The sequence below is a fragment of the Streptomyces sp. NPDC048644 genome (assembly GCF_043199105.1).
In the GTDB taxonomy this organism is placed as follows: domain Bacteria; phylum Actinomycetota; class Actinomycetes; order Streptomycetales; family Streptomycetaceae; genus Streptomyces.
This window is the reverse complement of the sequence record NZ_JBICVO010000022.1, coordinates 34,790-56,283: the sequence shown is the minus strand read 5'-3', so window position 1 is coordinate 56,283 and position 21,494 is coordinate 34,790. Positions and strand designations below refer to the sequence as shown.

21 protein-coding genes are annotated in these 21,494 nt (G+C 70.6%); 12 read left to right on the top strand and 9 right to left on the bottom strand.

Annotation, left to right across the window (positions count from 1 at the left end; translation table 11 throughout):
* Positions 1-77 precede the first annotated feature (77 nt).
* The 3 genes from glyA (at position 78) to ACGFNI_RS32920 (ending at position 3,393) form a co-directional block, all read left to right on the top strand.
* Positions 78-1,349: a serine hydroxymethyltransferase gene (glyA, locus tag ACGFNI_RS32930; protein ID WP_393688973.1), complete on the top strand. Its 1,272-nt coding sequence runs from the start codon at positions 78-80 to the stop codon at positions 1,347-1,349.
* Between the two features lie 231 nt (positions 1,350-1,580).
* On the top strand, positions 1,581-2,594 hold the full coding sequence (trpS, locus tag ACGFNI_RS32925) for a tryptophan--tRNA ligase (RefSeq protein ID WP_393688971.1): 1,014 nt from the start codon (positions 1,581-1,583) through the stop codon (positions 2,592-2,594).
* Positions 2,595-2,811: 217 nt separating this feature from the next.
* Positions 2,812-3,393 carry a 2'-5' RNA ligase family protein gene (locus tag ACGFNI_RS32920; protein WP_393688969.1) on the top strand — a complete coding sequence of 194 codons (582 nt, stop codon included), beginning with the start codon at positions 2,812-2,814 and terminating at the stop codon, positions 3,391-3,393.
* Positions 3,394-3,418: 25 nt separating this feature from the next.
* Here the strand turns inward: ACGFNI_RS32920 and ACGFNI_RS32915 are convergent, their stop codons facing one another.
* A complete protein-coding gene (locus ACGFNI_RS32915) occupies positions 3,419-4,174 on the bottom strand; it encodes a decaprenylphospho-beta-D-erythro-pentofuranosid-2-ulose 2-reductase (RefSeq protein WP_393688967.1) in 756 nt (251 codons plus the stop codon).
* 439 nt (positions 4,175-4,613) lie between these two features.
* On the opposite strand from ACGFNI_RS32915, the gene ACGFNI_RS32910 reads away from it, so the two are divergent.
* Positions 4,614-5,606: a YihY/virulence factor BrkB family protein gene (locus ACGFNI_RS32910; RefSeq protein WP_393688965.1), complete on the top strand. Its 993-nt coding sequence runs from the start codon at positions 4,614-4,616 to the stop codon at positions 5,604-5,606.
* 78 nt (positions 5,607-5,684) lie between these two features.
* On the opposite strand, the gene ACGFNI_RS32905 is transcribed toward ACGFNI_RS32910, so the two are convergent.
* Positions 5,685-7,127 carry a D-alanyl-D-alanine carboxypeptidase family protein gene (locus tag ACGFNI_RS32905; protein WP_393688963.1) on the bottom strand — a complete coding sequence of 481 codons (1,443 nt, stop codon included), beginning with the start codon at positions 7,125-7,127 and terminating at the stop codon, positions 5,685-5,687.
* On the opposite strand from ACGFNI_RS32905, the gene ACGFNI_RS32900 reads away from it, so the two are divergent.
* The 5 genes from ACGFNI_RS32900 to ACGFNI_RS32880 all read left to right on the top strand — a co-directional run bounded on the left by ACGFNI_RS32900 (position 7,126) and on the right by ACGFNI_RS32880 (position 11,370).
* Positions 7,126-7,407, top strand: a complete 282-nt coding sequence (locus ACGFNI_RS32900) for an SCO4848 family membrane protein (protein ID WP_393688961.1) — start codon at positions 7,126-7,128, stop codon at positions 7,405-7,407. The two genes, ACGFNI_RS32905 and ACGFNI_RS32900, sit on opposite strands and share 2 nt — an antisense overlap.
* Positions 7,408-7,722: 315 nt before the next feature.
* A complete protein-coding gene (locus ACGFNI_RS32895) occupies positions 7,723-8,034 on the top strand; it encodes a hypothetical protein (RefSeq protein WP_393688959.1) in 312 nt (103 codons plus the stop codon).
* 56 nt (positions 8,035-8,090) lie between these two features.
* Entirely contained in the window at positions 8,091-9,482 is a 1,392-nt protein-coding gene (locus tag ACGFNI_RS32890; protein ID WP_393688957.1) for a hypothetical protein, read from the top strand.
* A gap of 115 nt (positions 9,483-9,597) precedes the next feature.
* Positions 9,598-10,791, top strand: a complete 1,194-nt coding sequence (locus ACGFNI_RS32885) for a S8 family serine peptidase (RefSeq protein ID WP_393688955.1) — start codon at positions 9,598-9,600, stop codon at positions 10,789-10,791.
* Positions 10,792-10,854: 63 nt separating this feature from the next.
* Positions 10,855-11,370, top strand: coding sequence for an FBP domain-containing protein (locus ACGFNI_RS32880; protein WP_393688953.1), 516 nt, complete (start codon positions 10,855-10,857; stop codon positions 11,368-11,370).
* On the opposite strand, the gene ACGFNI_RS32875 is transcribed toward ACGFNI_RS32880, so the two are convergent.
* Together ACGFNI_RS32875 and ACGFNI_RS32870 are read right to left on the bottom strand one after the other, a co-directional pair.
* Positions 11,367-12,326 (bottom strand): TetR family transcriptional regulator, encoded by a 960-nt coding sequence (locus ACGFNI_RS32875; RefSeq protein ID WP_393688951.1) that lies wholly within the window; start codon positions 12,324-12,326, stop codon positions 11,367-11,369. The genes ACGFNI_RS32880 and ACGFNI_RS32875 overlap by 4 nt on opposite strands.
* Before the next feature lie 167 nt (positions 12,327-12,493).
* Positions 12,494-13,333 (bottom strand): alpha/beta fold hydrolase, encoded by an 840-nt coding sequence (locus ACGFNI_RS32870; RefSeq protein ID WP_393688950.1) that lies wholly within the window; start codon positions 13,331-13,333, stop codon positions 12,494-12,496.
* A 183-nt stretch (positions 13,334-13,516) separates the two neighbouring features.
* Between ACGFNI_RS32870 and ACGFNI_RS32865 the strand changes: the two genes are divergently transcribed.
* A complete protein-coding gene (locus tag ACGFNI_RS32865) occupies positions 13,517-13,930 on the top strand; it encodes a MerR family transcriptional regulator (protein WP_393688948.1) in 414 nt (137 codons plus the stop codon).
* Between the two features lie 195 nt (positions 13,931-14,125).
* A complete protein-coding gene (locus tag ACGFNI_RS32860; protein WP_393688946.1) occupies positions 14,126-14,929 on the top strand; it encodes a hypothetical protein in 804 nt (267 codons plus the stop codon).
* On the opposite strand, the gene ACGFNI_RS32855 is transcribed toward ACGFNI_RS32860, so the two are convergent.
* From ACGFNI_RS32855 to ACGFNI_RS32835, 5 genes are all read right to left on the bottom strand, one after another.
* Positions 14,913-15,686 (bottom strand): succinate dehydrogenase iron-sulfur subunit, encoded by a 774-nt coding sequence (locus ACGFNI_RS32855; RefSeq protein ID WP_393688944.1) that lies wholly within the window; start codon positions 15,684-15,686, stop codon positions 14,913-14,915. The two genes, ACGFNI_RS32860 and ACGFNI_RS32855, sit on opposite strands and share 17 nt — an antisense overlap.
* On the bottom strand, positions 15,686-17,440 hold the full coding sequence (gene sdhA / locus ACGFNI_RS32850; protein WP_393688942.1) for a succinate dehydrogenase flavoprotein subunit: 1,755 nt from the start codon (positions 17,438-17,440) through the stop codon (positions 15,686-15,688). Before sdhA ends, ACGFNI_RS32855 begins: the two co-directional genes overlap by 1 nt.
* A gap of 23 nt (positions 17,441-17,463) precedes the next feature.
* Complete coding sequence (locus tag ACGFNI_RS32845) at positions 17,464-17,943, bottom strand: succinate dehydrogenase hydrophobic membrane anchor subunit (protein WP_393688940.1); 480 nt, start codon at positions 17,941-17,943, stop codon at positions 17,464-17,466.
* A gap of 9 nt (positions 17,944-17,952) precedes the next feature.
* Positions 17,953-18,333 (bottom strand): succinate dehydrogenase, cytochrome b556 subunit, encoded by a 381-nt coding sequence (gene sdhC, locus ACGFNI_RS32840; RefSeq protein WP_037678497.1) that lies wholly within the window; start codon positions 18,331-18,333, stop codon positions 17,953-17,955.
* 180 nt (positions 18,334-18,513) lie between these two features.
* Positions 18,514-19,140 carry a 2-oxo-4-hydroxy-4-carboxy-5-ureidoimidazoline decarboxylase gene (locus ACGFNI_RS32835; RefSeq protein WP_393688938.1) on the bottom strand — a complete coding sequence of 209 codons (627 nt, stop codon included), beginning with the start codon at positions 19,138-19,140 and terminating at the stop codon, positions 18,514-18,516.
* 377 nt (positions 19,141-19,517) lie between these two features.
* Here ACGFNI_RS32835 and ACGFNI_RS32830 point away from each other — a divergent pair, with 377 nt between their 5' ends.
* Positions 19,518-21,266, top strand: coding sequence for a glycoside hydrolase family 20 protein (locus tag ACGFNI_RS32830; protein ID WP_393688936.1), 1,749 nt, complete (start codon positions 19,518-19,520; stop codon positions 21,264-21,266).
* Positions 21,267-21,494 lie beyond the last annotated feature (228 nt).

The window sequence follows — 21,494 nt, the reverse complement described above, 5'->3', positions numbered from 1 at the left end:
GCGCTATCACGAGGTGTCGCCCCGCCTGGGCACCCCGGGAGCACGACCGGAACCGACCGATCGCCCCGGAGGACGCCATGACACCGCCCCTTTCCCACCCCGCCCTACAGGCCGCCGACCCCGAACTCGCCGCGCTGGTGGGCGCCGAGGAACAGCTCCAGGCCGACACGCTGCGGCTGATCCCCAGCGAGAACTACGTGTCGGACGCCGTGCTGGAAGCCACCGGCACCGTCCTGCAGAACAAGTACAGCGAGGGCTACCCCGGCCGCCGCTACTACGAGGGCCAGCAGCAGATCGACCGCGTCGAGACGCTGGCCGTGCAGCGCGCCAAGGCCGTCTTCGGCGTCGAGCACGCCAACGTCCAGCCGTACTCCGGATCGCCCGCCAACCTCGCCGCGTACCTCGCCTTCGCCGAGCCGGGCGACACGGTGCTCGGCATGGCGCTGCCGATGGGCGGCCACCTCACGCACGGCTGGGGCGTCTCGGCGACCGGCAGGTGGTTTTGCGGCGTGCAGTACGGCGTACGGCCCGGCACCGGCCGCACCGACCTCGACGAGGTGCGCGACCTCGCGCTCAAGGAACGCCCGAAGATCATCTTCTGTGGCGGTACGGCCGTCCCGCGCACCATCGACTTCGCCGCCTTCGGCGAGATCGCCCGCGAGGCGGGCGCCGTCCTGGTCGCCGACATCGCGCACATCGCCGGTCTCGTCGCGGGCGGCGCGCACCCGTCGCCCGTACCGCACGCCGACGTCATCTCCACCACCACCCACAAGACCCTGCGCGGCCCGCGCGGCGCCATGCTGATGTCCCGCGCCACCCACGCCAAGGCCCTCGACAAGGCCGTCTTCCCCGGCCTCCAGGGCGGCCCGCACAACCACACCACAGCCGCCATCGCGGTCGCCCTGCACGAAGCGGCCACCCCGGACTTCCGCGACTACGCGCACGCCGTCGTCGCCAACGCCAAGGCGCTCGCCGACGCCCTGCTCGCCCGCGGCTTCGACCTGGTATCCGGCGGCACCGACAACCACCTCGTGCTGATCGACCTGACGTCCAAGGACGTACCGGGCAAGATCGCCGCCAAGGCGCTGGACCGGGCCGGCATCGTCGTCAACCACAACACCGTCCCGTTCGACCCGCGCACGCCGTTCGACCCCTCCGGCATCCGCATCGGCACCCCGTCGCTGACCTCCCGCGGCCTGGGCGCGGACCGGATGCCGCTGGTCGCGGAGTGGATCGACCGCGGCGTACGGGCGGCGGGCCGGGGCGACGAGGACGCCCTGGCCGCGATCCGCGCCGAGGTCGCCGAGCTGATGGCGGCCCACCCGGCGCCCGGCCTCCCGGTGGGGTGACGGCGGGCCGGGCGACGGCGGTGACGTGCCGCCGTCGCCCGGTGACGCCGACGGGGCGCGCCGGACGACCGAGCGGGGCCGTACGACGCTCCGGCCTGATCCGCACGCGCGCCCCCGAGCCCCCGACTCCGCGCCCCCGCGCATCCGTTCCGGGGCCCCGGCGCTTCGGTTGCCCGTCCTCATCCGCCACCTCGCGCGGGGCGGATTCCCGGACCTGAGACAATCGGTGGCATGGCTCTAGATCGTCCGCGTGTGCTCTCCGGAATCCAGCCCACCGCCGGCTCCTTCCACCTCGGGAACTACCTCGGCGCGGTCCGCCAGTGGGTGGCCCTCCAGGAGTCGCACGACGCCTTCTACATGGTGGTCGACCTGCACGCGATCACCGTCCCGCAGGACCCCGCCGAGCTGCGGCAGAACACCCGCGTCGCGGTCGCCCAGCTGCTCGCGGCCGGTCTCGACCCGGAGCGCTGCACCCTGTTCGTGCAGAGCCATGTGCCCGAGCACGCGCAGCTCGGCTGGGTGATGAACTGCGTCACCGGCTTCGGCGAGGCGTCGCGGATGACCCAGTTCAAGGACAAGTCCGCCAAGCAGGGCCAGGACCGTACGACCGTCGGCCTGTTCACGTACCCGGTGCTGATGGTCGCCGACATCCTGCTCTACCAGGCCAACCAGGTCCCGGTGGGCGAGGACCAGCGCCAGCACCTGGAGCTGACCCGCGATCTGGCCGACCGCTTCAACACGCGGTTCGGCGACACCTTCACGATCCCGAACCCGTACATCGTCAAGGAGACCGCGAAGATCTTCGATCTTCAGGACCCGTCGATCAAGATGAGCAAGTCGGCGTCGTCGCCGAAGGGCATCATCGACCTCCTCGACGAGCCCAAGGCCACCGCGAAGAAGATCAAGAGCGCCGTGACGGATACCGACACCGTCATCCGCTTCGACCGCGAGGCCAAGCCCGGCGTCAGCAACCTCCTCACCATCCTCTCCACCCTCACCGGCACCGGAATCCCGCAGCTGGAGAAGGACTACGAGGGCAAGATGTACGGCGCGCTCAAGACCGACCTCGCCGAGGTGATGGTCGACTTCGTCACACCGTTCCGGGACCGTACGCGGGAATATCTCGACGACCCCGAGACGCTGGACTCGATCCTGGCCAAGGGCGCCGAGAAGGCCCGCGCGGTGGCAGCCGAGACCCTCGCCGCCACCTACGACCGGCTCGGATTCCTGCCGGCCAAGCACTGAGGCGACCGGCATCGTCCGGCCGCGCCGCCGCCCGGGGCCCCCGCCGCAGGGGGCCCCGGGGCCCGCGACAACAGGACAAAGGGCGCTCCCGCGCGGTGCGCCCACACGTCACACTGAACAACGGTGCGCGCTCTCGGCAGAGCGCGGCGCACCACCGCCGTGCGGCACCCCGGCAGGGTCCGCGCGACGCCACCGAAGCACCCGGAGGGAGAACGCAGTGGGGACCGTAACGCTGGGCGTTTCGATCGCGGTCCCGGAGCCCTACGGCAGCTACCTCCAGAGGCAGCGCGAGGGCTTCGGGGACGTTGCCGCACACGGCATCCCCACCCACATCACGCTGCTCCCGCCGACCGAGGTCCCCGAGGACGCGCTGCCCGCCGTCGAGCGGCACCTCGCCGAGGTCGCGGCCGGCTGCCGCCCGTTCCCGCTCCGCCTGGAGGGCACCGACACCTTCAGGCCGCTGTCGCCCGTCGTCTTCGTGAAGGTCGTCGAGGGCGAGGCGGGCTGCGCGGACCTCCAGGCCAGGGTCAGGGCCGCATCCGGGCCGTGCGCCCGGGAGCTGCACTTCCCGTACCACCCGCACGTCACCGTCGCGCACGGCATCGCCGAAGACGCCATGGACCGCGCCCAGGCCGGCCTGAAGGACTTCAGCGCCACCTGGACGATCGGCGGCTTCGCCCTCTACGAGCAGGGCGCCGACGCGGTGTGGCGCCTGGAGCGCGAGTACCCCTTCGGCCCCCGGCAGGCTTCGGTGCCCCGCCAGGCCGACCTCTCCAGGCCGCCCGCCCCGTCCTGCTGACGGACGGCGCCCGGCCGGACCCGCGTCACAGCGACAGCTTGCGGAACGTCCGGCGCGGCACATGCCGCAGCGCCGACATCACATAGCGCAGCACGCCAGGCACCCACACCATCTCGGCGCGCCGCCACAGACCGGTCTCGACGGCCTCGGCGACCGCGTCCGGCGTCGTCGACAGCGGCCCTGACCTCGACCCGAGCGTCAGCCTCGTCCGTACGAAACCGGGCCGGACGATCATGACGTGCACGCCGGAGCCGTGCAGGGCATCGCCGAGCCCCTGGGCGAAGGCGTCAAGACCGGCCTTGCTCGACCCGTAGATGAAGTTCGACCGCCGGGCCCGCTCGCCGGCCGCCGACGACAGCACCACCAGCGCGCCGCGGCCCTGGCGGCGCAGCGCCCGCCCGCAGACCAGGGCGGCGGAGACGGCGCCGGTGTAGTTGGTCTGGGCGACCCGCACCGCCTGCGCGGGATCGGCCTCGTCGCGGGGCTGGTCCCCGAGTACGTCGAAGGCCAGCAGCACCATGTCGATCCCACCACCGGCGAAGACCTTGCCGAGCGTCTCCTCGTGCGCCGCGGTGTCCAGCGCGTCGAACGGCACCGTACGGACGCCGGCGCCGAGCGCCCGCAGCCGTACCGCGGACTCCTCCAGGGCGGGCGAAGGGCGGCCGGCCAGCCAGACGGTACGGGTGCGGCGGGCGGCGAAGCGGAGCGCGGTGGCCAGCGCGATCTCGGAGGTGCCGCCGAGCACGAGCAGGGACCGCGGATTGTCGAAGACGTCCTTCATGGCGGTGCTTCCTTCGCGGGGAGGGGCGACACGGGGGGCCGCGTCAACTGGGTCTGCGAGGGCGGTAGTTGGACGTGTTCCGGGCGGCCGGCCGGCCGCCCGGGGGTTCCGGTGACACACCCGTGACCGTAATGCGGGAAGTCTCCCGATTCGCTCCCCTGGGGCGACGCCCGGCCGCCCCTCGCCGAAAAGGGTGATTATTGCGCTGTACGGGCTAAATGGACGGAAACTCGCCCGTGGTGTACGGAAGTTGAGGGGCGATGCGCCGCGGGCCGCTGCCGTGGCCGACGCGGGAATCGGCACCGTACCGGCCTTCCGGCGGCGATTCCCGGGTAGGCGGAGGCTAATGTTCCGGATCACTCCGGACGCCGGCGGGCCGAGCAGACGGCGTACGGCCGCCCGGCACGGCGCACGAAGCACGACGCAAGAGGGGAAGGCCATGGACTGGCTGAGCAGACTTCCGGTGATCGGACCGGCCGTGACCTGGCTGATGACCACCCACCTCTGGCGCGCCTACGAGCGCATGCAGCGGGTGCACTGGACCCGGCTGGCCGCCGCGATCACCTTCACCAGCTTCGTCGCCCTCTTCCCGCTGCTCACCGTCGGCGCCGCGATCGGCGCCGCGGTCCTCAGCACGGGCCAACTCCACACCCTGGAGGGCAAACTGGCCGAGCAGATCCCCGGCATCTCCGGGCAGCTCGACCTGGCGGGCCTGGTCGACAACGCCGCCACCGTCGGCGTCATCGCCGGTGCCGCGCTGCTCTTCACCGGCATCGGCTGGATCGAGGCGCTGCGCGACTGCCTGCGCGCCGTATGGGAGAAGTCCGACGACGGCGGCAACTTCTTCCTCAGCAAGCTCAGGGACGGCGTCCTGCTGCTCGGCCTCGGCGGCGTGGCCCTGCTCTCGGTCGCCTGCTCCGCCTTCGCAGCCGCCGCCGTCGGCAAGGTCGCCGACGCGCTCGGCCTCGCCCAGGGCAGCGCCGGCAGCGTGCTGCTCTCCGTCGCCGGCTTCTGCACCGCCGTCCTCGCGGACTTCCTGCTGCTCGCCTACGTACTGACCAAACTGCCGGGCGTCGAACCCCCGCGCCGCACCGTCGCCCTCGCCGCCCTGATCGGCGCGATCGGCTTCGAAGTGCTGAAGCTGCTGCTCAGCGGCTATCTGCAGGGCGTCGCTTCGAAGAGCATGTACGGCGCCTTCGGCACCCCGATCGCCCTGCTCCTCTGGATCAACTTCACCGCGAAACTCCTGGTGTTCTGCTCCGCCTGGACGGCCACCCAGGACCGGACGAGCGAGGGCGCCGAGCGCGAGGCCAGGGAGAGGGAGACGACGGCGCCCCAGGACCCGCCGGGCGGCGGCGCCCACGCGGCCCCACGGGAGCCGGGGAGCGGCCCGGCCCGGCCGGGGAGCGGACGCCCCACCGCCGACGGCTGACGACCCCGACGGCCCACCCGGGCCCGGCCGTTCGCCCGCCCCGCCGCCTGCCCGCCGCCTGCCCGCCGTTTCCCGCTCTCAGCCCCGCGCGCGCCGGGAGCGGTGGCGCACCCCGAGGGCGACGGCGCCCAGCACGATCAGCACGCCGCCGGTGACCCCCACCGCCGTCCAGACGCTCCCCGAGCTGTCCCCGGCCTCCAGCGCCGCCCGGGTCGTGCCGTTCTTCCCGTTCTTCCCGTCGCCGTCCGCGCCCTTGCCCGAGCCCGCGGCCGTCGCGTCGCCCTCCTCGCTGCGCGGCCCGACGAGCCGGCCGACCGGCTCCACCTTGCCCGCGGCCGAGAAGCCCCAGTCGAAGAGCTGGGCGGTCTCCTTGTACGCCTCGTTGTGCTCCTTCTTCTCCGGGTTCATCACGGTGACCAGCAGCTTGCGCTCACCGCGCTGCGCGACGCCGGTGAAGGTCGATCCGGCGTTCGTCGTCGAACCGTTCTTCACCCCGGCGATCCCCGGATACGGCTTGATGTCGTAGTCGCCGCTGAGCAGCCGGTTGGTGTTCTGGATCCCGAACGAGGCCCGCTTGCCGTCCTTGCCCTTGTCGCCGGGGAACTGCGCGCTCGCCGTCGAGCAGTACTCGCGGAAGTCGGGGTTCTGCAGCCCGGCACGGGCGAACAGGCTCAGGTCGTACGCGCTGGAGACCTGGCCGGGTGCGTCGTACCCGTCCGGCGTGACCACGTGCGTGTCGGTGGCGTTCAGTTCCTTCGCGTGCTTCTGCATCTCGGTGACGGTCGCCTGCGTGCCGCCGTTCATCGCCGACAGCGTGTGCACCGCGTCGTTGCCCGACCGCAGGAACACCCCGAGCCACAGGTCGTGGACGGAGTAGGTCAGGTTCTCCTTTATGCCGACGAGGCTGCTGCCCACGCCCATCCCCGCCAGGTCGGCCGGTTTGACCTTGTACTTCTCGCTCTTGGGGAACTTCGGCAGGACCGTATCGGCGAACAGCATCTTCAGCGTGCTGGCCGGCGGCAGCTGCCAGTGCGGATTCTTCGCCGCCAGCACCTCGCCGGACTCGGCGTCGGACACGATCCACGAACGCGCCGTGATGCCGTGCGGCAGCTTCGGCGCCCCGTCCTTCAGCTGCACCTGCACGCCGGGCGCGCTGAGCCGCTCCCCGCCGACGTGCGACATCTTGGCGGGCGGCGCGGCGGCCTTCGGCGGGGCCTTGCCGTCACCGGGCGCGGCATACGCGGTCCCGCCGGCCAGCACCACGGGCGGCACCACCAGAGCCGAGGCCGCGAGCACGGCGGCCACCCGAGCGGACAAAACCGTACGAAGGGGAGGAACTATCCGTACTCGCCCGCCTGCTCGCGCAGCGGTGGACGCAGTGACGGATGCGGACGTGGATGCGTGGGAGGTCGTCGGCACGTCGGTGAACGTACCCGCCCGCCGCCCGGCCACCGGCGGCACCCCACGCAAACGCGCCCCTGCCGACCGCCGGCCGGCACCGCTGCCCATACTGGAACCCATGAAGCTCTCTCGCCCCGTGTCCTGGTTCCTGCTCGCCTTCGGGGTGTGGAGCTGGTTCATCTGGATCACTTTCGTAAAAAACCTCTGGCAGGACGGCAGCGGCCTCGCCTTCGACGACGCGGGTGACCCGACCGCCTACTTCTGGGTCCATCTGCTGCTCGCGGTGACGTCCTTTCTCTTGGGGACGGCGATCGGCGTGATCGGGTTCCGCGGCATCCGTGCGCTGCGCACCACTCCGCCCACCTCCTCCGCCACGCCCCCCTCTTCCCTCTCGTCCTGACCCCCGGGCAGGGCAAGTCGCGCGCCCTTCGCCTTGCTTGCCCTGCCCGACGCTCGGGCGGCTCACGCTTCCCTCGCACTCCCCGGCGGCGCGGAGTGCGTGAGGCGTGGAGAGGCTGCTGTGGCCTTGGTAACGATGCGCCTACGAAGTGTGTCGCGATCCGGGGGTAAATCGGACACATCCTGACTTTCGACCTTGCTTGTTGGGGGCTCAACTCCCTAGTCTTTATTGACTTTACGGTGCTCTTACTGCTGAAGCTTCGCTGGGCGGCGTGGGGGTAACGCGCGGGGTGTGCGGGGAACGGGGAGAGTTGTCATGGCTGAGCAGTTCAGGGTCGATCTTGACGAGTTGGACGCAGTGGTACGCCAGCTCAAGCGCCTTCAAGGTGACATGGATGAACCAAGCCAAAAGGTCAAATACAGCACAAGCATCCCTAAGTCGGCATTCGGGGAAAATTTCATCGAATGCGGCAATTTGGCCGACGCTCACGACGGCATGCAGGCATACATGACGCAGGTCATCAATGCCCTGCAGGACCTCATCACCAAATTCGGCGAGAAGGCGGAAGCCAGCCGGGGTGCGTACGAGGACCAGGAGCACACGACCACGACTTCGATGAATGGCTGAACGTCGCCGCGGGGGCTCAAGCGCGGAGATGGTGATGACGGTGAAGGGGGGCCTGCATGGTTGACACCAGGCAGGAGTACGAGAGTGCCAAAGCGATGGAACGGCAGCGGAAAGAGGAGGAGCGGGGCAAGCGGCTCGAGTCCTTCAAGGGGCAGCATGTCACTCCTACCTCTCCGTCGGACTTCCATCACCACGGAATCAACGCACTACGCGCGATGATCGAGAGCGCCAACCCTGAGGCGATCGAGACATCCGGAACGCATTGGCGTGCCTCCGCTGACCGACTGGCGGGCGAGGACGGTCACGGTGGCATACGCAAGGCGTTCATGGCTGCTGTTGACCACGCTTCGGCGCACTGGGAGGGCTCTGCCTCTGAAGCGTTCCGCAGGGAGGCAGGCAAGGTCCTCGAAAAGGTGGACAAGACATATCGCCATGCGCGAATCGTCGAACGCACCTTGATCGGCACCCGGGAGAGCGGATCCCAAGCCGGTGTCGCGCACAACCTTCGCAAGGCCAAGGAGGCCATGTCGAAGATTCACGACCCCGGCAAGCTGGACAGCGCCCTGGACTCGAGCGGCGACGACAGCCAGTTCAAGCAGGACATGGCGAACCCGAAGATGGATGCTCGGCGGGCGCTGGAGCTCAACAGGGACAGCCTGTCCCTGAGCAAGGAACGCCAGGTTGAGGCTGTTGTCGTCATGGACGAGCTGGCGTACAACTACCAAGGCAATGCAGCGGTTCTCGAGGAGGGGACCGACCAGGGAGGTGTCTCGGGGGACTGGCCCAAAGAGCCTTCCACGAGGCCGGCGCAACCTCCGGTGCACATGCCTGTGACAGGCGGTACACACCCGCGCCCCACGGCGGCAGGGCGGGGCGCGTCCAACGGGGGTGGCGGCCACGCCGTGCCCCCCGGCTTCGACGGCCCCAAAATCAGTCGGCCGGAGCTGCCGGTGCACACCGGGCTCGACAGTCTGCAGGGCGGCACTCTCGCGCCGCCGGGTGATGGGGGCGTCGGCGGCGGAATGCAGGGTGGTGGGAACCACGCAGGCGGTAGCGGTGGCGGAGGAGGGTTCTCCGGAGGAGCTGTCCCGCCGGGAGTCATCGGCATGCCGGGCGTCGGTGCGACGCGTGGCGGCGGTTCCGGTGGGATGAAGGGTGGCGCGGCAGGCGGCGGTGCGGCTGCGGCCGGGCGCGGTGGCGCGCAGGCCCGCCCCCGCGGAGGCACTCCCGGCAAGCCTGGCGGCCCGGCAGGGGGCGCCAAGCAAGGAGGGGCGGGCCTGCACCGCAGCCGTGGCGGTTCGCAGGCAGGCATGGCTGGTGGAGTCGGCGCCAAGGGGGCGCGCAAAGACGGGAAGAAGCGCACCGGCAAACAGCGTCCCGATTACCTCGTCGAGGACGAGGAGACGTGGGCATCACAACGTAATGTGGCGCCACGTGTCATTGAGTAGCGCGATGGCACCGTCGCACGAAGGACATTGAGGCTCGGCTCCGCACTCTCCGGTGCGGAGCCTTTCGCCAGGCGGAACGCCACCGCTCGGACAGCACAGCAAGAAGGAGCGAAGCATGAGGGCCACCCGAACAGTGCGCGCGACGACGGGTGCTGCGTTGATCGGCGCGTTGGTGCTGGCCGCTAGCGGTACCGCCTCCGCGGACCAAGTCCGCAAGGACCTATGGCCGTTGGAGGCGTTCGGGGCTCAAGAACTCTGGCAGTCCGCCACGGGCAAGGGCGTGACCGTGGCTGTGCTGGACAGCGGTTTCCGGAAGACTCATCAGGATCTGACAGGGAAGTTCGTGCCCGGCGCGAGTTTCACGAACGGGCCGGAGGGTGACGGGTCCGACAAACTCTCCCCGGGCGAAGACATCCGGGACCACGGCACGGCCATGGCCGGGATCATTGCGGGGCATGGGCACGGTCCGGGTGGCGCTGACGGTGTCAAGGGGCTGGCGCCCGACGCCAAAATCATGCCGGTGCCGACATACAAGAACGAAGCGGCAGCGACGCGTTACGCAGTTGATCACGGCGCCGACGTGATCAACATGTCCTTCACGGTCAGCACTCCGTCCGCCGACACCTGCCCAGCGATCCACTACGCGCTGTCGAAGGGGGTCGTGGTGGTGGCCGGTGTCGGCAACGACGGTCTGCCGAAGAAGAATTTCCCGGCGGCCTGCCCCGGCGCGATCGGTGCCGGTGCGGTCGATGAGTTCGGTGAGGCGTCCGACGACAACAATGCCAACTCCACCCTTGACCTTCTCGCGCCCGGGGTGAAGGTACCCGTCGCCATGGGCAAGAGCGACTCGGACTATCGCACCGCGGACGGTAGTTCAGCTGCAACGGCCTATGTATCCGCTGCGGTTGCCCTCCTCAAGGAGAAGTACCCGGACCTCACGCCTGGCCAGATCGCCAACCGCCTCGTGAAGACAGCCGGCCTGGCACAAGCGGAGAAGGACAAGCAGCTCAAGCTTCCGGACGCGCACTACGGCTACGGCTTCATCCAGCCCGGCCCTGCCCTCAGGCGTGACATCGCGGCAGGGCCGGCTGCCGGTCCCTTGCCGATGCCGACGGGGGAGGCACCGCAGAAGACCGTGCTGCCCGGAGACGACAAGGGCTCAGACCCCAACCCCCCCATGGGCGGCAAGCAAGCCACCCTGCTCTACGGCGGCATCGGGCTCGGTGTCGTCATCGTCGCCGGTGTCGTGATCGGCGTGGTGGCCCTGGTGCGGCGGCGGAACGGCCGGGGCGGCCAGTCCTGGGGCTGAGGCGGCCCGGTCGGGGGAAACTCGGGCGACACGTCGCGGGCCCCGCTGTTAGCTTTTTGCGCCATGGACCCCGTTGGTGAAAAAGAGATACGCGCGTCATTCGTGAACTGCTCGAAGGGCGAGGCGAGCCGGATCAGCCTCCCCGTGCGGATGGCGGATCTCCCCTGGGGTGACCTGGACTTTCTCGGGTGGCGCGACCCGGGGGCGCCGGACCGTGGCTACCTGGTGGCGCCGCGCGGGGACGGCCTCATGGGGGTCACGCTGCGAGTGCCGCAGGGTGTGCGGCGGAGCTTCACGAAGACGACGGTGTGTTCGGTCTGTGTGACCGGTCACCCCGGCTCCGGCGTGAGCCTGCTCGCCGCGCGCCGGGCCGGTCCCGCGGGGCGCCAGGGGAACACCGTAGGGGCGTATTTCTGCGCCGACCTCGCGTGCTCGCTCTACGTACGCGGCCGGAAGCGGTCGCAGCTCGCCGCGCGGTACGAGGAGACGCTGCCGGTGGAGGACCGTATCCAGCGCCTGACGGGAAACCTGGAAGGGTTTCTGGACAAGGTGATGGAGGGGGAGGCGGCGAGGGCTTAGGCGCTGCCCGACGCGTCCGGCCGTCGCGGTCCGTCCGACGCGTCCGGCCGTCCGTCCGGCGCCTCCCGCCGTCCGTCCGACGTACCCCGCCGTCCGCCCGGGGATTCCGGGCCTTTGTCCGTCGTCGGCAGCAGGAACTCGGCCAGGACGTCGGTGACTTCGCGTACCAGGGGGCGCAGCACGCGGAAGCGGGAGGCGGCGATGGCACGGGCCACCAAGGGGGAGGTGCGTTCGACCAGACGGCGGGTGCGGGCGCAGTCAGGGGAGCGGTCGTGGACCCAGAAGAGGACCATGCCCATCTGCTGGAGCCAGAGCAACTGCGGTAGCTGCGCGGCGAGTTCGGGGTCGGCCGAGACCTTGGTGCCGGCCAGTACCTGGCGTTGCAGGGCGATGGAGGCGGTGCGTGGCCCCTGGGACTCGTCGGAGAACGGGCTGAGCGGGCTCGCCGGGTCGGCGGCGTTCTTGAAGAACTGTGCGGCGAACTCGTGGTACGGCGCGGCGATGTCGAGCCAGGCGAGCAGTACGCCGCTCAGCCGCCCCGACAGGTCAGTCTCGCGGGCCAGGACGCCCTCGACCGCCGCTGCGTGCTCCTTCGCGATCCGGTCGTAGAAGCCCTGGATGAGGTGCTCCTTGGAGGCGAAGTAGTAGTACGCGTTGCCGACGGAGACCCCGGCTTCCTGGGCGATGGCGCGCATGGTCGTCCGGTCGTAGCCACGCTCCTGGAAGAGACGCATCGCGGTCTCCAGGATGAGTGCTCTGGTCTGCTCGCTCTTGGGGGTGGGGTGGCCGGGCCGGGTGGCTGCCTCCGGCTTCGGCGGCGTGGCCTTCGTCGGCGTTCTGCGGCGTGACCGCTTCGGGGCGGCGGCCGGGTCCGGTGCCTCCGCCGAGCCCGCCGCCCCGTCCCTCTCCTCCGGCCTGCGCCCCTGCCCCTGCCCCGCCGGCGTCTCGTCGCTCACGTCCGGTCCACGCCCTCGTCCACGCCCTCGTCCTGGTCCTCGTGTCGTCATGCGCCCGCTCCGGTGTGCGGGGGCGGGCCTGCCCTGAGCCTATGGCCTTTGCCGCGGCGGGCGGCAAGCCGTGTGCCCGGGGTGTGGGGGCCGGGCCGTACGCCCCGGGCGCGGGGTCACAGGTCCTGTTCGGCGAGGAAGCCGGTGATCAGGGCCGTCCACTCGTCGGGGCGCTCGATCATCGGGAGGTGGCCAGTCGCGATCTCCGCGTACCGGGCGCCGGGGATGTGGTCGGCCAGGTAGCGGGACGCGGACGGGTGGACCAGGGGGTCGAGGGCGGTGGCGATGACCAGGGTGGGTACCGCGATGCCGGGCAGGTCGGCGGTGGTGTCCACGGTGCCGACCAGCGCGGCCTGTTCGGCGGAGCCGGGCGGCGGGGCCGTCGGGTCGTCGTCGAGTGCGGCTGCCAGCGCGGCCGGGGGCAGCGCGTTGAGGTGGTCGGGGGCGAAGGCGGCGAGCGTGCGGGCCTGGGCGAAGCCCGCGTAATCGCCGCGCTCCAGCAGGCGCAGCCACAGGTCGAGCCAGATGTGGATGCGCTGGTCGGGGCGGGCGAGACCGGCGGTGAGCACCAGCCCGCGCACCCGCTCGGGGTGGCGTGCCGCGGCCCGTACGGACACGGCCGTGCCGAGCGAGTAGCCGACGAGGGTGAAGGTCTCCACGCCGGCCGCGACCGCCTCGGCGACGAGGGCGTCGGCGAGCGCGTCCAGGGACAGCGGCCCTCCGGCGCGGGGGGTGGTGCCCGAGCCGGGGTAGTCGGGGGCGACGACGGTGTGCCCGGAGGCGGCCAGCGGCGGGATCAGGGAGGCGAAGTTGTCGGCGATGCTGCCGGTGGCGCCGTGGGCGAGCAGGATGCCGTGGCCGGAGCCGTGGGGCGGTCGGGCCGCGGCCGGCGGGCGGGTGACCGACGTGGCGAGCGGGGAGAGCGGGGATGCCGGGGGTGCGGGAATCTGTGTCATGGAGGGCAGGTTGCCCCCTGACACCGGTGTCAAGGTCAAGTTGCCGGGCGCGCTCTCTCTCGATATGCGGGGAATCCGGTGGAATTGGGGGCGGGGGGCCGGAGCGCGGGAAGGGTGTGTGGTGTGCCGTGCGGCGGATGGAGTCGGGTGTGGGGGAAGTGGCGGCTGTCCAGGGGGGCGGGTGTGCGAGGGCAGGAGGCGTGGCGGATAGGGCAGTTGGCGGACCGTACGGGGGTCAGCGCGCGGTCGCTGCGCTATTACGAGCAGCAGGGGCTGCTGCGCGCCGAACGTGACGCGAACGGCTACCGCCGCTACCGCCCGGAGGCCGCCGATACGGTCCTGCGGATCCGTGAGCTGCTCGCCACCGGGCTGAGTACGGACGCCATCCGCGAGCTGCTGCCGTGCGCGCAAGGTGGCCCCGGCCTCCAGTCGTGTGCGTTCTCCTGCGGGGTGGTGGAGGGTCAGCTCGCGCGGCTTGATGTGGAGATCGCCGAACTCCTGCGCCGGAGGGAGGCGTTGGGACGGTACGCGGGCGTGATGCGCGAACGCCGGGAGCAGGACGAGGCGTTGGCCGCCCGCGCGCTCCGTTCGGCCTGAAACCCGTCGCCGTCCGGTCGGCGCCGGCCTCTCCTCCCTCTGCCGTCCCGCTCGCCCCGACCTCGCCGCCCGCCACGGGAATGACGCGATCCCCGCCTGCGGGTTGCGGAAACCGGCCATGGAGTCGGATCCTCGTGTGCACCGCGCTCGGGGGGAGCGGCGGAGGCCGGACGGCGGGGGGTTGGCGTGCTGCGAGTGCACTTCACGAGGCAGGATCTGGCGCGTACGAGAGTCGCGGACGGGGCGGACCCGCTGTGGGAGACCGCGCTGAGCCTGCACAGCCTGCGGGGCTCCGGGGCCGATCCGGCGCTGGACGCCTGGCGGCAGCACGCCGTACGGCACGGCCCCGGGCCGCTGCGGATCCTGCTGCCCCTGGTGCCGCGGCACGGCTACTTCCCGGACTTCCTCACCCCGTACGCCGGTTCGGAGGGTGTCGAGCCGGGCCTCGAAGCGGTGATGCGGACGCCGCGGCAGCGGCTGCGGGAGGAGCTGGCGGTGCTGGCGGAGAGCCATCCGCTGCCGGTCCTGGCGCGGGATCTGGCGGACGGTGAGCCGGCCGCGCTGCGGCAGCTCGCGCGCGGTCTGCGCACCTATCACCATCTGGCGATCGCGCCCGGCTGGTCGCGGATAGCGGAGCGGGTGGCCGCCGACCTGGCGCTGCGGCAGCACGCGCTGGGGCAGTCGGGCACCGAGGCGCTGCTGCGGACCTTCGGGGCGGCGATGCGCTGGCGTCCGCCGGTCCTGGAGGTCCGCTACCCGGTGGAGCGTGACCTGCATCTGGAGGGCCGCGGACTGCTGCTGGTGCCCTCGTACTTCTGCGACGGGCCGGTGGCGCCCGCCGACCCGGGGCTGCCGCCGGTGCTGGTGTACCCGGCGGGCGCGGACGCGGAAGGGCCCCGCTTCCGTACGGAGCGAAGCGGGGCCCTCCGGGGCGTGCAGACCCGGATCGGTACCGTCATCGGCACCGGAACCGGGGCAGGGGTCAGAAGCGTCGCGTGATCAGCGCGCGCTTGACCTCCTGGATCGCCTTGGTGACCTCGATACCGCGCGGGCAGGCGTCCGTGCAGTTGAAGGTCGTGCGGCAGCGCCAGACGCCGTCCTTGTCGTTGAGGATTTCGAGCCGCTGCTCGCCACCCTCGTCACGGCTGTCGAAGATGAAGCGGTGCGCGTTGACGATCGCCGCCGGGCCGAAGTACTGGCCGTCGTTCCAGAACACCGGGCAGGAGGACGTGCAGGCGGCGCAGAGGATGCACTTCGTCGTGTCGTCGAAGCGCTCGCGGTCCTCGGCGGTCTGCAGCCGCTCACGGGTCGGCTCGTTGCCCTTGGTGATCAGGAAGGGCATCACGTCGCGGTACGCCTGGAAGAACGGCTCCATGTCCACGACCAGGTCCTTGAGGACCGTCAGGCCCTTGATGGCCTCGATCGTGATCGGCTTCTGCGGGTTGATGTCCTTGATCAGCGTCTTGCACGCCAGGCGGTTCTTGCCGTTGATGCGCATGGCGTCCGAGCCGCAGATGCCGTGGGCGCAGGAACGGCGGAACGTCAGGGTGCCGTCCTGGTCCCACTTGATCTTGTGGAGGGCGTCCAGGACGCGCTCCTTGGGATCGATCTCCAGCTGGAAGTCCTGCCAGCTCGCCTCGTCCGAGACCTCCGGGTTGAACCGGCGGATCCGGAAGGTGGCAGTGATCATCTGCGAAGCGGTGTTCTCCGCCGCGTCCAGTGCCGCGGAGTGCTTCTCAAGCGTGGGGCTGCTCATCAGTACTTACGCTCCATCGGCTGGTAGCGGGTCTGCACGACCGGCTTGTAGTCGAGGCGGATCGACTCCGAGCCGTCTGCGCCCACCTCGCGGTACGCCATGGTGTGCCGCATGAAGTTGACGTCGTCGCGGTTGGGGTAGTCCTCGCGGTAGTGACCGCCGCGGGACTCCTTGCGGGCGAGTGCGGACACGGCCATGACCTCGGCCAGGTCGAGCAGGTTGCCCAGCTCGATGGCCTCCAGCAGGTCGGTGTTGAACCGCTTGCCCTTGTCCTGGACGGACACGTTCAGGTACCGCTCGCGCAGCTCGCCGATCTTCTCGACCGCGGTCTTGATCGTCTGCTCGGTGCGGAACACCATCACGTTGGCGTCCATGCACTCCTGGAGTTCCTTGCGGATGTCCGTGACCCGCTCGGTGCCGTGGGAGTCGCGCAGCCGCTCGACCTGGTCGATGACCTGCTGCGCCGGGTTCTCGGGCAGCTCGACGAAGTCGTGGTCGGCGGAGTACTCGGCCGCGGCGATGCCGGCCCGGCGGCCGAAGACGTTGATGTCCAGGAGCGAGTTGGTGCCCAGGCGGTTGGCGCCGTGCACCGAGACGCAGGCGACCTCGCCGGCGGCGTACAGGCCCGGCACGACGGTGTCGTTGTCGCGCAGCACCTCGCCCTCGACGTTGGTCGGGATGCCGCCCATGGCGTAGTGCGCGGTCGGCTGGATCGGGATCGGGTCCGTGTAGGGCTCGATGCCGAGGTACGTCCGCGCGAACTCGGTGATGTCGGGCAGCTTGGCGTCCAGCTGCTCCGGCGGCAGGTGCGTGAGGTCCAGGTAGACGTGGTCGCCCTCGGGACCGCAGCCGCGGCCCTCCCGGATCTCCGTGTAGATGGAGCGGGAGACGACGTCACGGGACGCGAGGTCCTTCATGACCGGCGCGTACTTCTCCATGAAGCGCTCGCCGTCCTTGTTGCGGAGGATGCCGCCCTCACCACGGGCGCCCTCCGTCAGCAGGATGCCCATCCGCCAGATGCCGGTCGGGTGGAACTGGAAGAACTCCATGTCCTCCAGCGGCAGCCCGCGGCGGTAGGCCGCGGCCTGGCCGTCACCGGTCAGCGTGTGGGCGTTGGAGGTCACCTTGAAGAACTTGCCGGTGCCGCCGGAGGCGAAGATGATCGACTTCGCCTGGAAGACGTGGATCTCGCCGGTCGCCAGCTCGTACGCGACGACGCCTGCGGACTTCTTCACGCCGTCGACGTCCTGGAGCAGCAGGTCCAGCACGTAGAACTCGTTGAAGAACTCCACGCCCTCCTTGACGCAGTTCTGGTACAGCGTCTGGAGGATCATGTGGCCGGTGCGGTCCGACGCGTAGCAGGACCGGCGGACCGGGGCCTCGCCGTGGTTACGCGAGTGACCGCCGAAGCGGCGCTGGTCGATCGTGCCGTCCGGGGTGCGGTTGAACGGCAGGCCCATCTTCTCCAGGTCGAGGACCGAGTCGATGGCCTCCTTCGCGAGGATCTCGGCGGCGTCCTGGTCGACCAGGTAGTCGCCGCCCTTGATCGTGTCGAAGGTGTGCCACTCCCAGTTGTCCTCCTCGACGTTGGCGAGGGCGGCGGCCATGCCGCCCTGCGCCGCGCCGGTGTGGGAGCGGGTCGGGTAGAGCTTCGTCAGGACCGCGGTGCGGCTGCGCTTCGTCGACTCGATGGCCGCGCGCATGCCCGCGCCGCCGGCGCCGACGATGACGGTGTCGTACTTGTGGATCTTCATTGGTCGTTACCTCAGCCCCGGCTTCAGGCGATGTTCGGGTCGAAGGTGAAGATCACCAGCGTGCCCAGAAGGACGGTGAACACCGTGGCGGTGTAGAGCAGCATCTTCAGCCAGAAGCGGGTCTTGTCCCGCTGCGCGTAGTCGTTGATGACGGTACGCAGGCCGTTGGCGCCGTGCAGCATGGCGAGCCACAGCATGCACAGGTCCCAGGCCTGCCAGAACGGCGAGGCCCAGCGGCCGGCCACGAAGGCGAAGCCGATCTTGGAGACGCCGCCGTCCAGCACGAGCTGGATCAGCAGGTGACCCAGGACGAGGACGACCAGCACGACGCCGGACAGCCGCATGAACAGCCAGCCGTACAGCTCGAAGTTGGTGCGCGTCGACTTCGGGGTCTTCTTGGTGCGCTTGCGCGGCGGCTCGATCACGGGCGCGGGGTTGTCCACGTCGTAAAGGCTGACGTCGTTCACGGTGGCACCTGCGGGGGAAGTTGTTTCAGCAGACATCTCGCGTCATCAGCTCCCGAACAGCGTGCGCAGGGTGTGCTGCAGCACGGGGTAGAAGGCACCGGCCATCAGCACGACCCAGACGCCCACAACGGTCCACAGCATCTGCTTCTGGTACTTCGGGCCCTTCGACCAGAAGTCCACCGCGATGACGCGAAGGCCGTTGAGCGCGTGGAAGAGGATTGCGGCGACGAGGCCGTACTCCAGCACGTTGACGATGGGTGTCTTGTAAGTCGCGACGACGTCGTCATAGGCCTCGGGAGAGACCCTGACGAGAGCGGTGTCGAGGACGTGTACGAACAGGAAGAAGAAGATGAGGACGCCAGTGACTCGATGAGCCACCCAGGACCACATGCCTTCCCGGCCGCGGTACAGCGTTCCAGCCGGCACGGAAAAACCCTCCGGGAGCGGGGATTGGGGCCTGCCGGCTTCTCTGTCGGTCTGGCCCGGCCGGGTACGGTCCACCGGCCCTGGCCATCGTAGCGACGCGCTGTCGGTTCCTTACGCCGGGGCCCTTAGGTGTGATCAAACAGGCACCAACGGGCTATCACACAAGAGCGAATCGGGATGTTATGGACATTCAGCAGCAAAGCGTGCCAGTCGGCCACGGGCCAGGCGGCGCATCTCGTCCGCGGTGACCGCGCGCTCCTCGTCCGGGTCGTTCCCCAGCCGGGTGCGGATACCGGCCAGCATCTGGTCGAGCTGCTCGTCGTCGCGGTAGCCGTCGAGGCAGATGACGAAGGCGTGCCGGAAGCGTCGCTCGTACTCGGCGTGCGCGGCGCGCAGGGCGGTGTGGGCGGCGAGCGTGCCGGGTCCGGTGGCGACCGGCAGCGGCAGCGGGGCCGCCGACTCGGCGGCCAGCGCCTCGTCCAGATCGGCCGGGGTGAGGTCGTAACACGCCTCGTCGGACGCGGCGAGCAGCGAGCCCAGGTCGGGATACGGCCGGTGCGCGGCGATCCGCGCGACCCACCTGCGGCTGCCGCAGCAGTCCGGCAGCGCGGCCGTGGCGGCGTCCGGCGACAGGGCGTTGAAGGCGGCCGGTTCCCCGGTGTCCGAAAGTGGCAGGGGCGGGCCGGGGGTCTGCGAGGGTATTCCGCGCCGCGGAGCGTGGGACAGGTGCAGCGTCGTCGGCCGGGCGGCCGGAAGGTCACCGGACAGCGTGGGCTCCTCGGACGGGACGGACGGGACGGGGCGCACCGGGTGGGTGCCGGGCGCGCGGCCGGCGGTGCGTCGACGGGTGCGGTGCGGACTGCTGACGGAAGCTGGACGGGCGGCGTACCGATCCCGGACGGGTGCGGAAGCGGAGGTGAGGGCCGTGACGACTGGTGTGCGGCGCGCGACCCCGGTGCGATTCCGGCGGTCCGGGAGCCCGGTGCGCGGGCTGCCGACTGGAGACGCCACCGTAACGACGGCCGTTGGGCACTGTCCGACGGATGCGCGCTTTTCACCCGGATGAGAGACGTTTCACGTAGGCGATGGGTGTCGGGCGGTGTCGTGATCTTGCGTTTCCGCAGTGTGTGCCGTCAACGCCGCGCACTTTCCGTGTCTTCGCCCAGAAAAGTGAGGATTGCACGATGTTGAACCCGAGTCGGCCGAGGCGCCCCGAATGGCCCAACTTGGCGCCGCGGGTGCAGCGGACCCGCAACCAGGGCCCTGACGCACCCACAGGAACGGCGCGCATATCCCGTTCCCCCGGATCCCGCGCCGCCCTCCCCGCCGCCCTGCTGGCCTCCGCGCTGGCGCTGGCCGGCTGCTCGGACGCCGCCGACGCCGATCCCCCCGGCAGCACCGGATCCTCGCCGTCCGCCGCCCCCACCCCCACCTGGAAGGCGGTGACGGGCAAGCCCCGCACCATCCCCGCCGTACGGGACTTCCGGCCGGCCGACGGGCGCGGCTGGCGGCCGTCCAAGGGCGCGCGGATCGTGGTGCCGGCCGGCGAGAAGAGCACCGTCGCCGACGAGGCGCGGCTGCTCGCGCGGGACCTCGGCGGCATCCCCGTCGTCTGGGGCGAGCAGACCGTACGGCCGGGCGACATCGAGCTGAAGCTCACGGGCAAGGGCGGCGGGCTGCCGGACAACGCCCCGGCCCGCTCCACCGCCGACGAGGCGTACACCCTCACCGCCCGCGGCACCCGGCTCACCCTCAGCGCCCCCACCGACGCCGGCATCTTCCAGGGCACCAGGACCGTCAAGCAGGCGGTGCGCGCCGCGGGCGGCCTGCCCGAGGGGACCATCGACGACCGCCCTGACCGGCTCCAGCGCGGCATGCTGCTGGACAACGCCCGCAAGCCCTTCGACGCGCAGTGGATCGAGGCCAGGATCCGTGAGCTGGGCGACCTCAAGCTCAACCAGCTCCAGCTGCACTTCTCCGACGACCAGGGCTTCCGCATCGAGAGCGACACCCACCCGGAGATCGTCTCCAAGGACCACCTGACCAAGGCCCAGGTCCGCCACTTGGTGAAACTGGGGCAGTCCCGGCACGTCACCGTCATCCCGGAGATCGACTCGCCTGGACACCTGGGCGCGGTGCTCGACAAGCACCCCGACCTCCAGCTCCGCAACGCCCAGGGCACCGTGCTGCGCGGCGCCATCGACATCTCCAAGCCCGGATCCGCCAAGATCATCGACGACCTGCTGCGCGAGTACGCCCCGCTGTTCGGCTCGCCCAAGGGCGCGCCCGCCTACTGGCACCTCGGCGGCGACGAGTACCAGGCGCTCATGGTCTCCGACCCCGCGGCCTCGTATCCCGGCCTCGCGCAGGCCGCCCGGAAGAAGTACGGGCCGCAGGGCACCATCGAGGACCTGGCGACCGGCTGGCTCAACGACCGTCAGAAGACGGTGGAGAAGGCAGGCAAGAACCGGATCGAGGCGTGGAACGACGGCTTCTTCCCGGACGCGAAGGTCAAGGCCGACAAGAACCGCACGGTCGGCTACTGGACCGGCAAGGAGATCGGCAAGCGCGACCCCGCGGAATTCCTGCGCGAGGGCCGCAACCTCGTGAACCTCAACGACGAGTACCTCTACTACGTCCTGGGCGAGCCCAACGAGTTCGTCTACCCGACCGGTGAACGCATCTACCGCAGCTGGACCCCGGCGGTGCTGCGCCACACCTCGCCCGTGGACGTGCCGAAGAGCATGACGGGTCCTGACCGCATCCAGGGCGCGCGGTTCGCGATCTGGTGCGACCTGGCCGGATCGCAGACCCCGGAGCAGATCGCACGCGGCATCCGGATGCCGCTCGCGGCGCTGTCGCAGAAGGTGTGGGATCCGCGGACACCCGCGATGAGCTGGGCGGACTTCCAGGCGCTGGCCGACAAGGTGTGAGCGGGCGACGGCCCCGAACCGAGGTGACGCGAGGGACGGCCGGGGCCGCCACCCCCCACAGGAGAGGCCCCGGCCGTCGTTCACGGAGGGGCCGGTGACGGCCCCTATTCGTTACAGCGCCGGACGGCCCGAAAGCGTCACAGGGGGTGTGGGCGGGGGCACCGCTCGTGGTCTGGACGGCGGCAGGTCCCGGCCCGTAACGTGCCACGGCCCGGCCCGGGTGCGAAG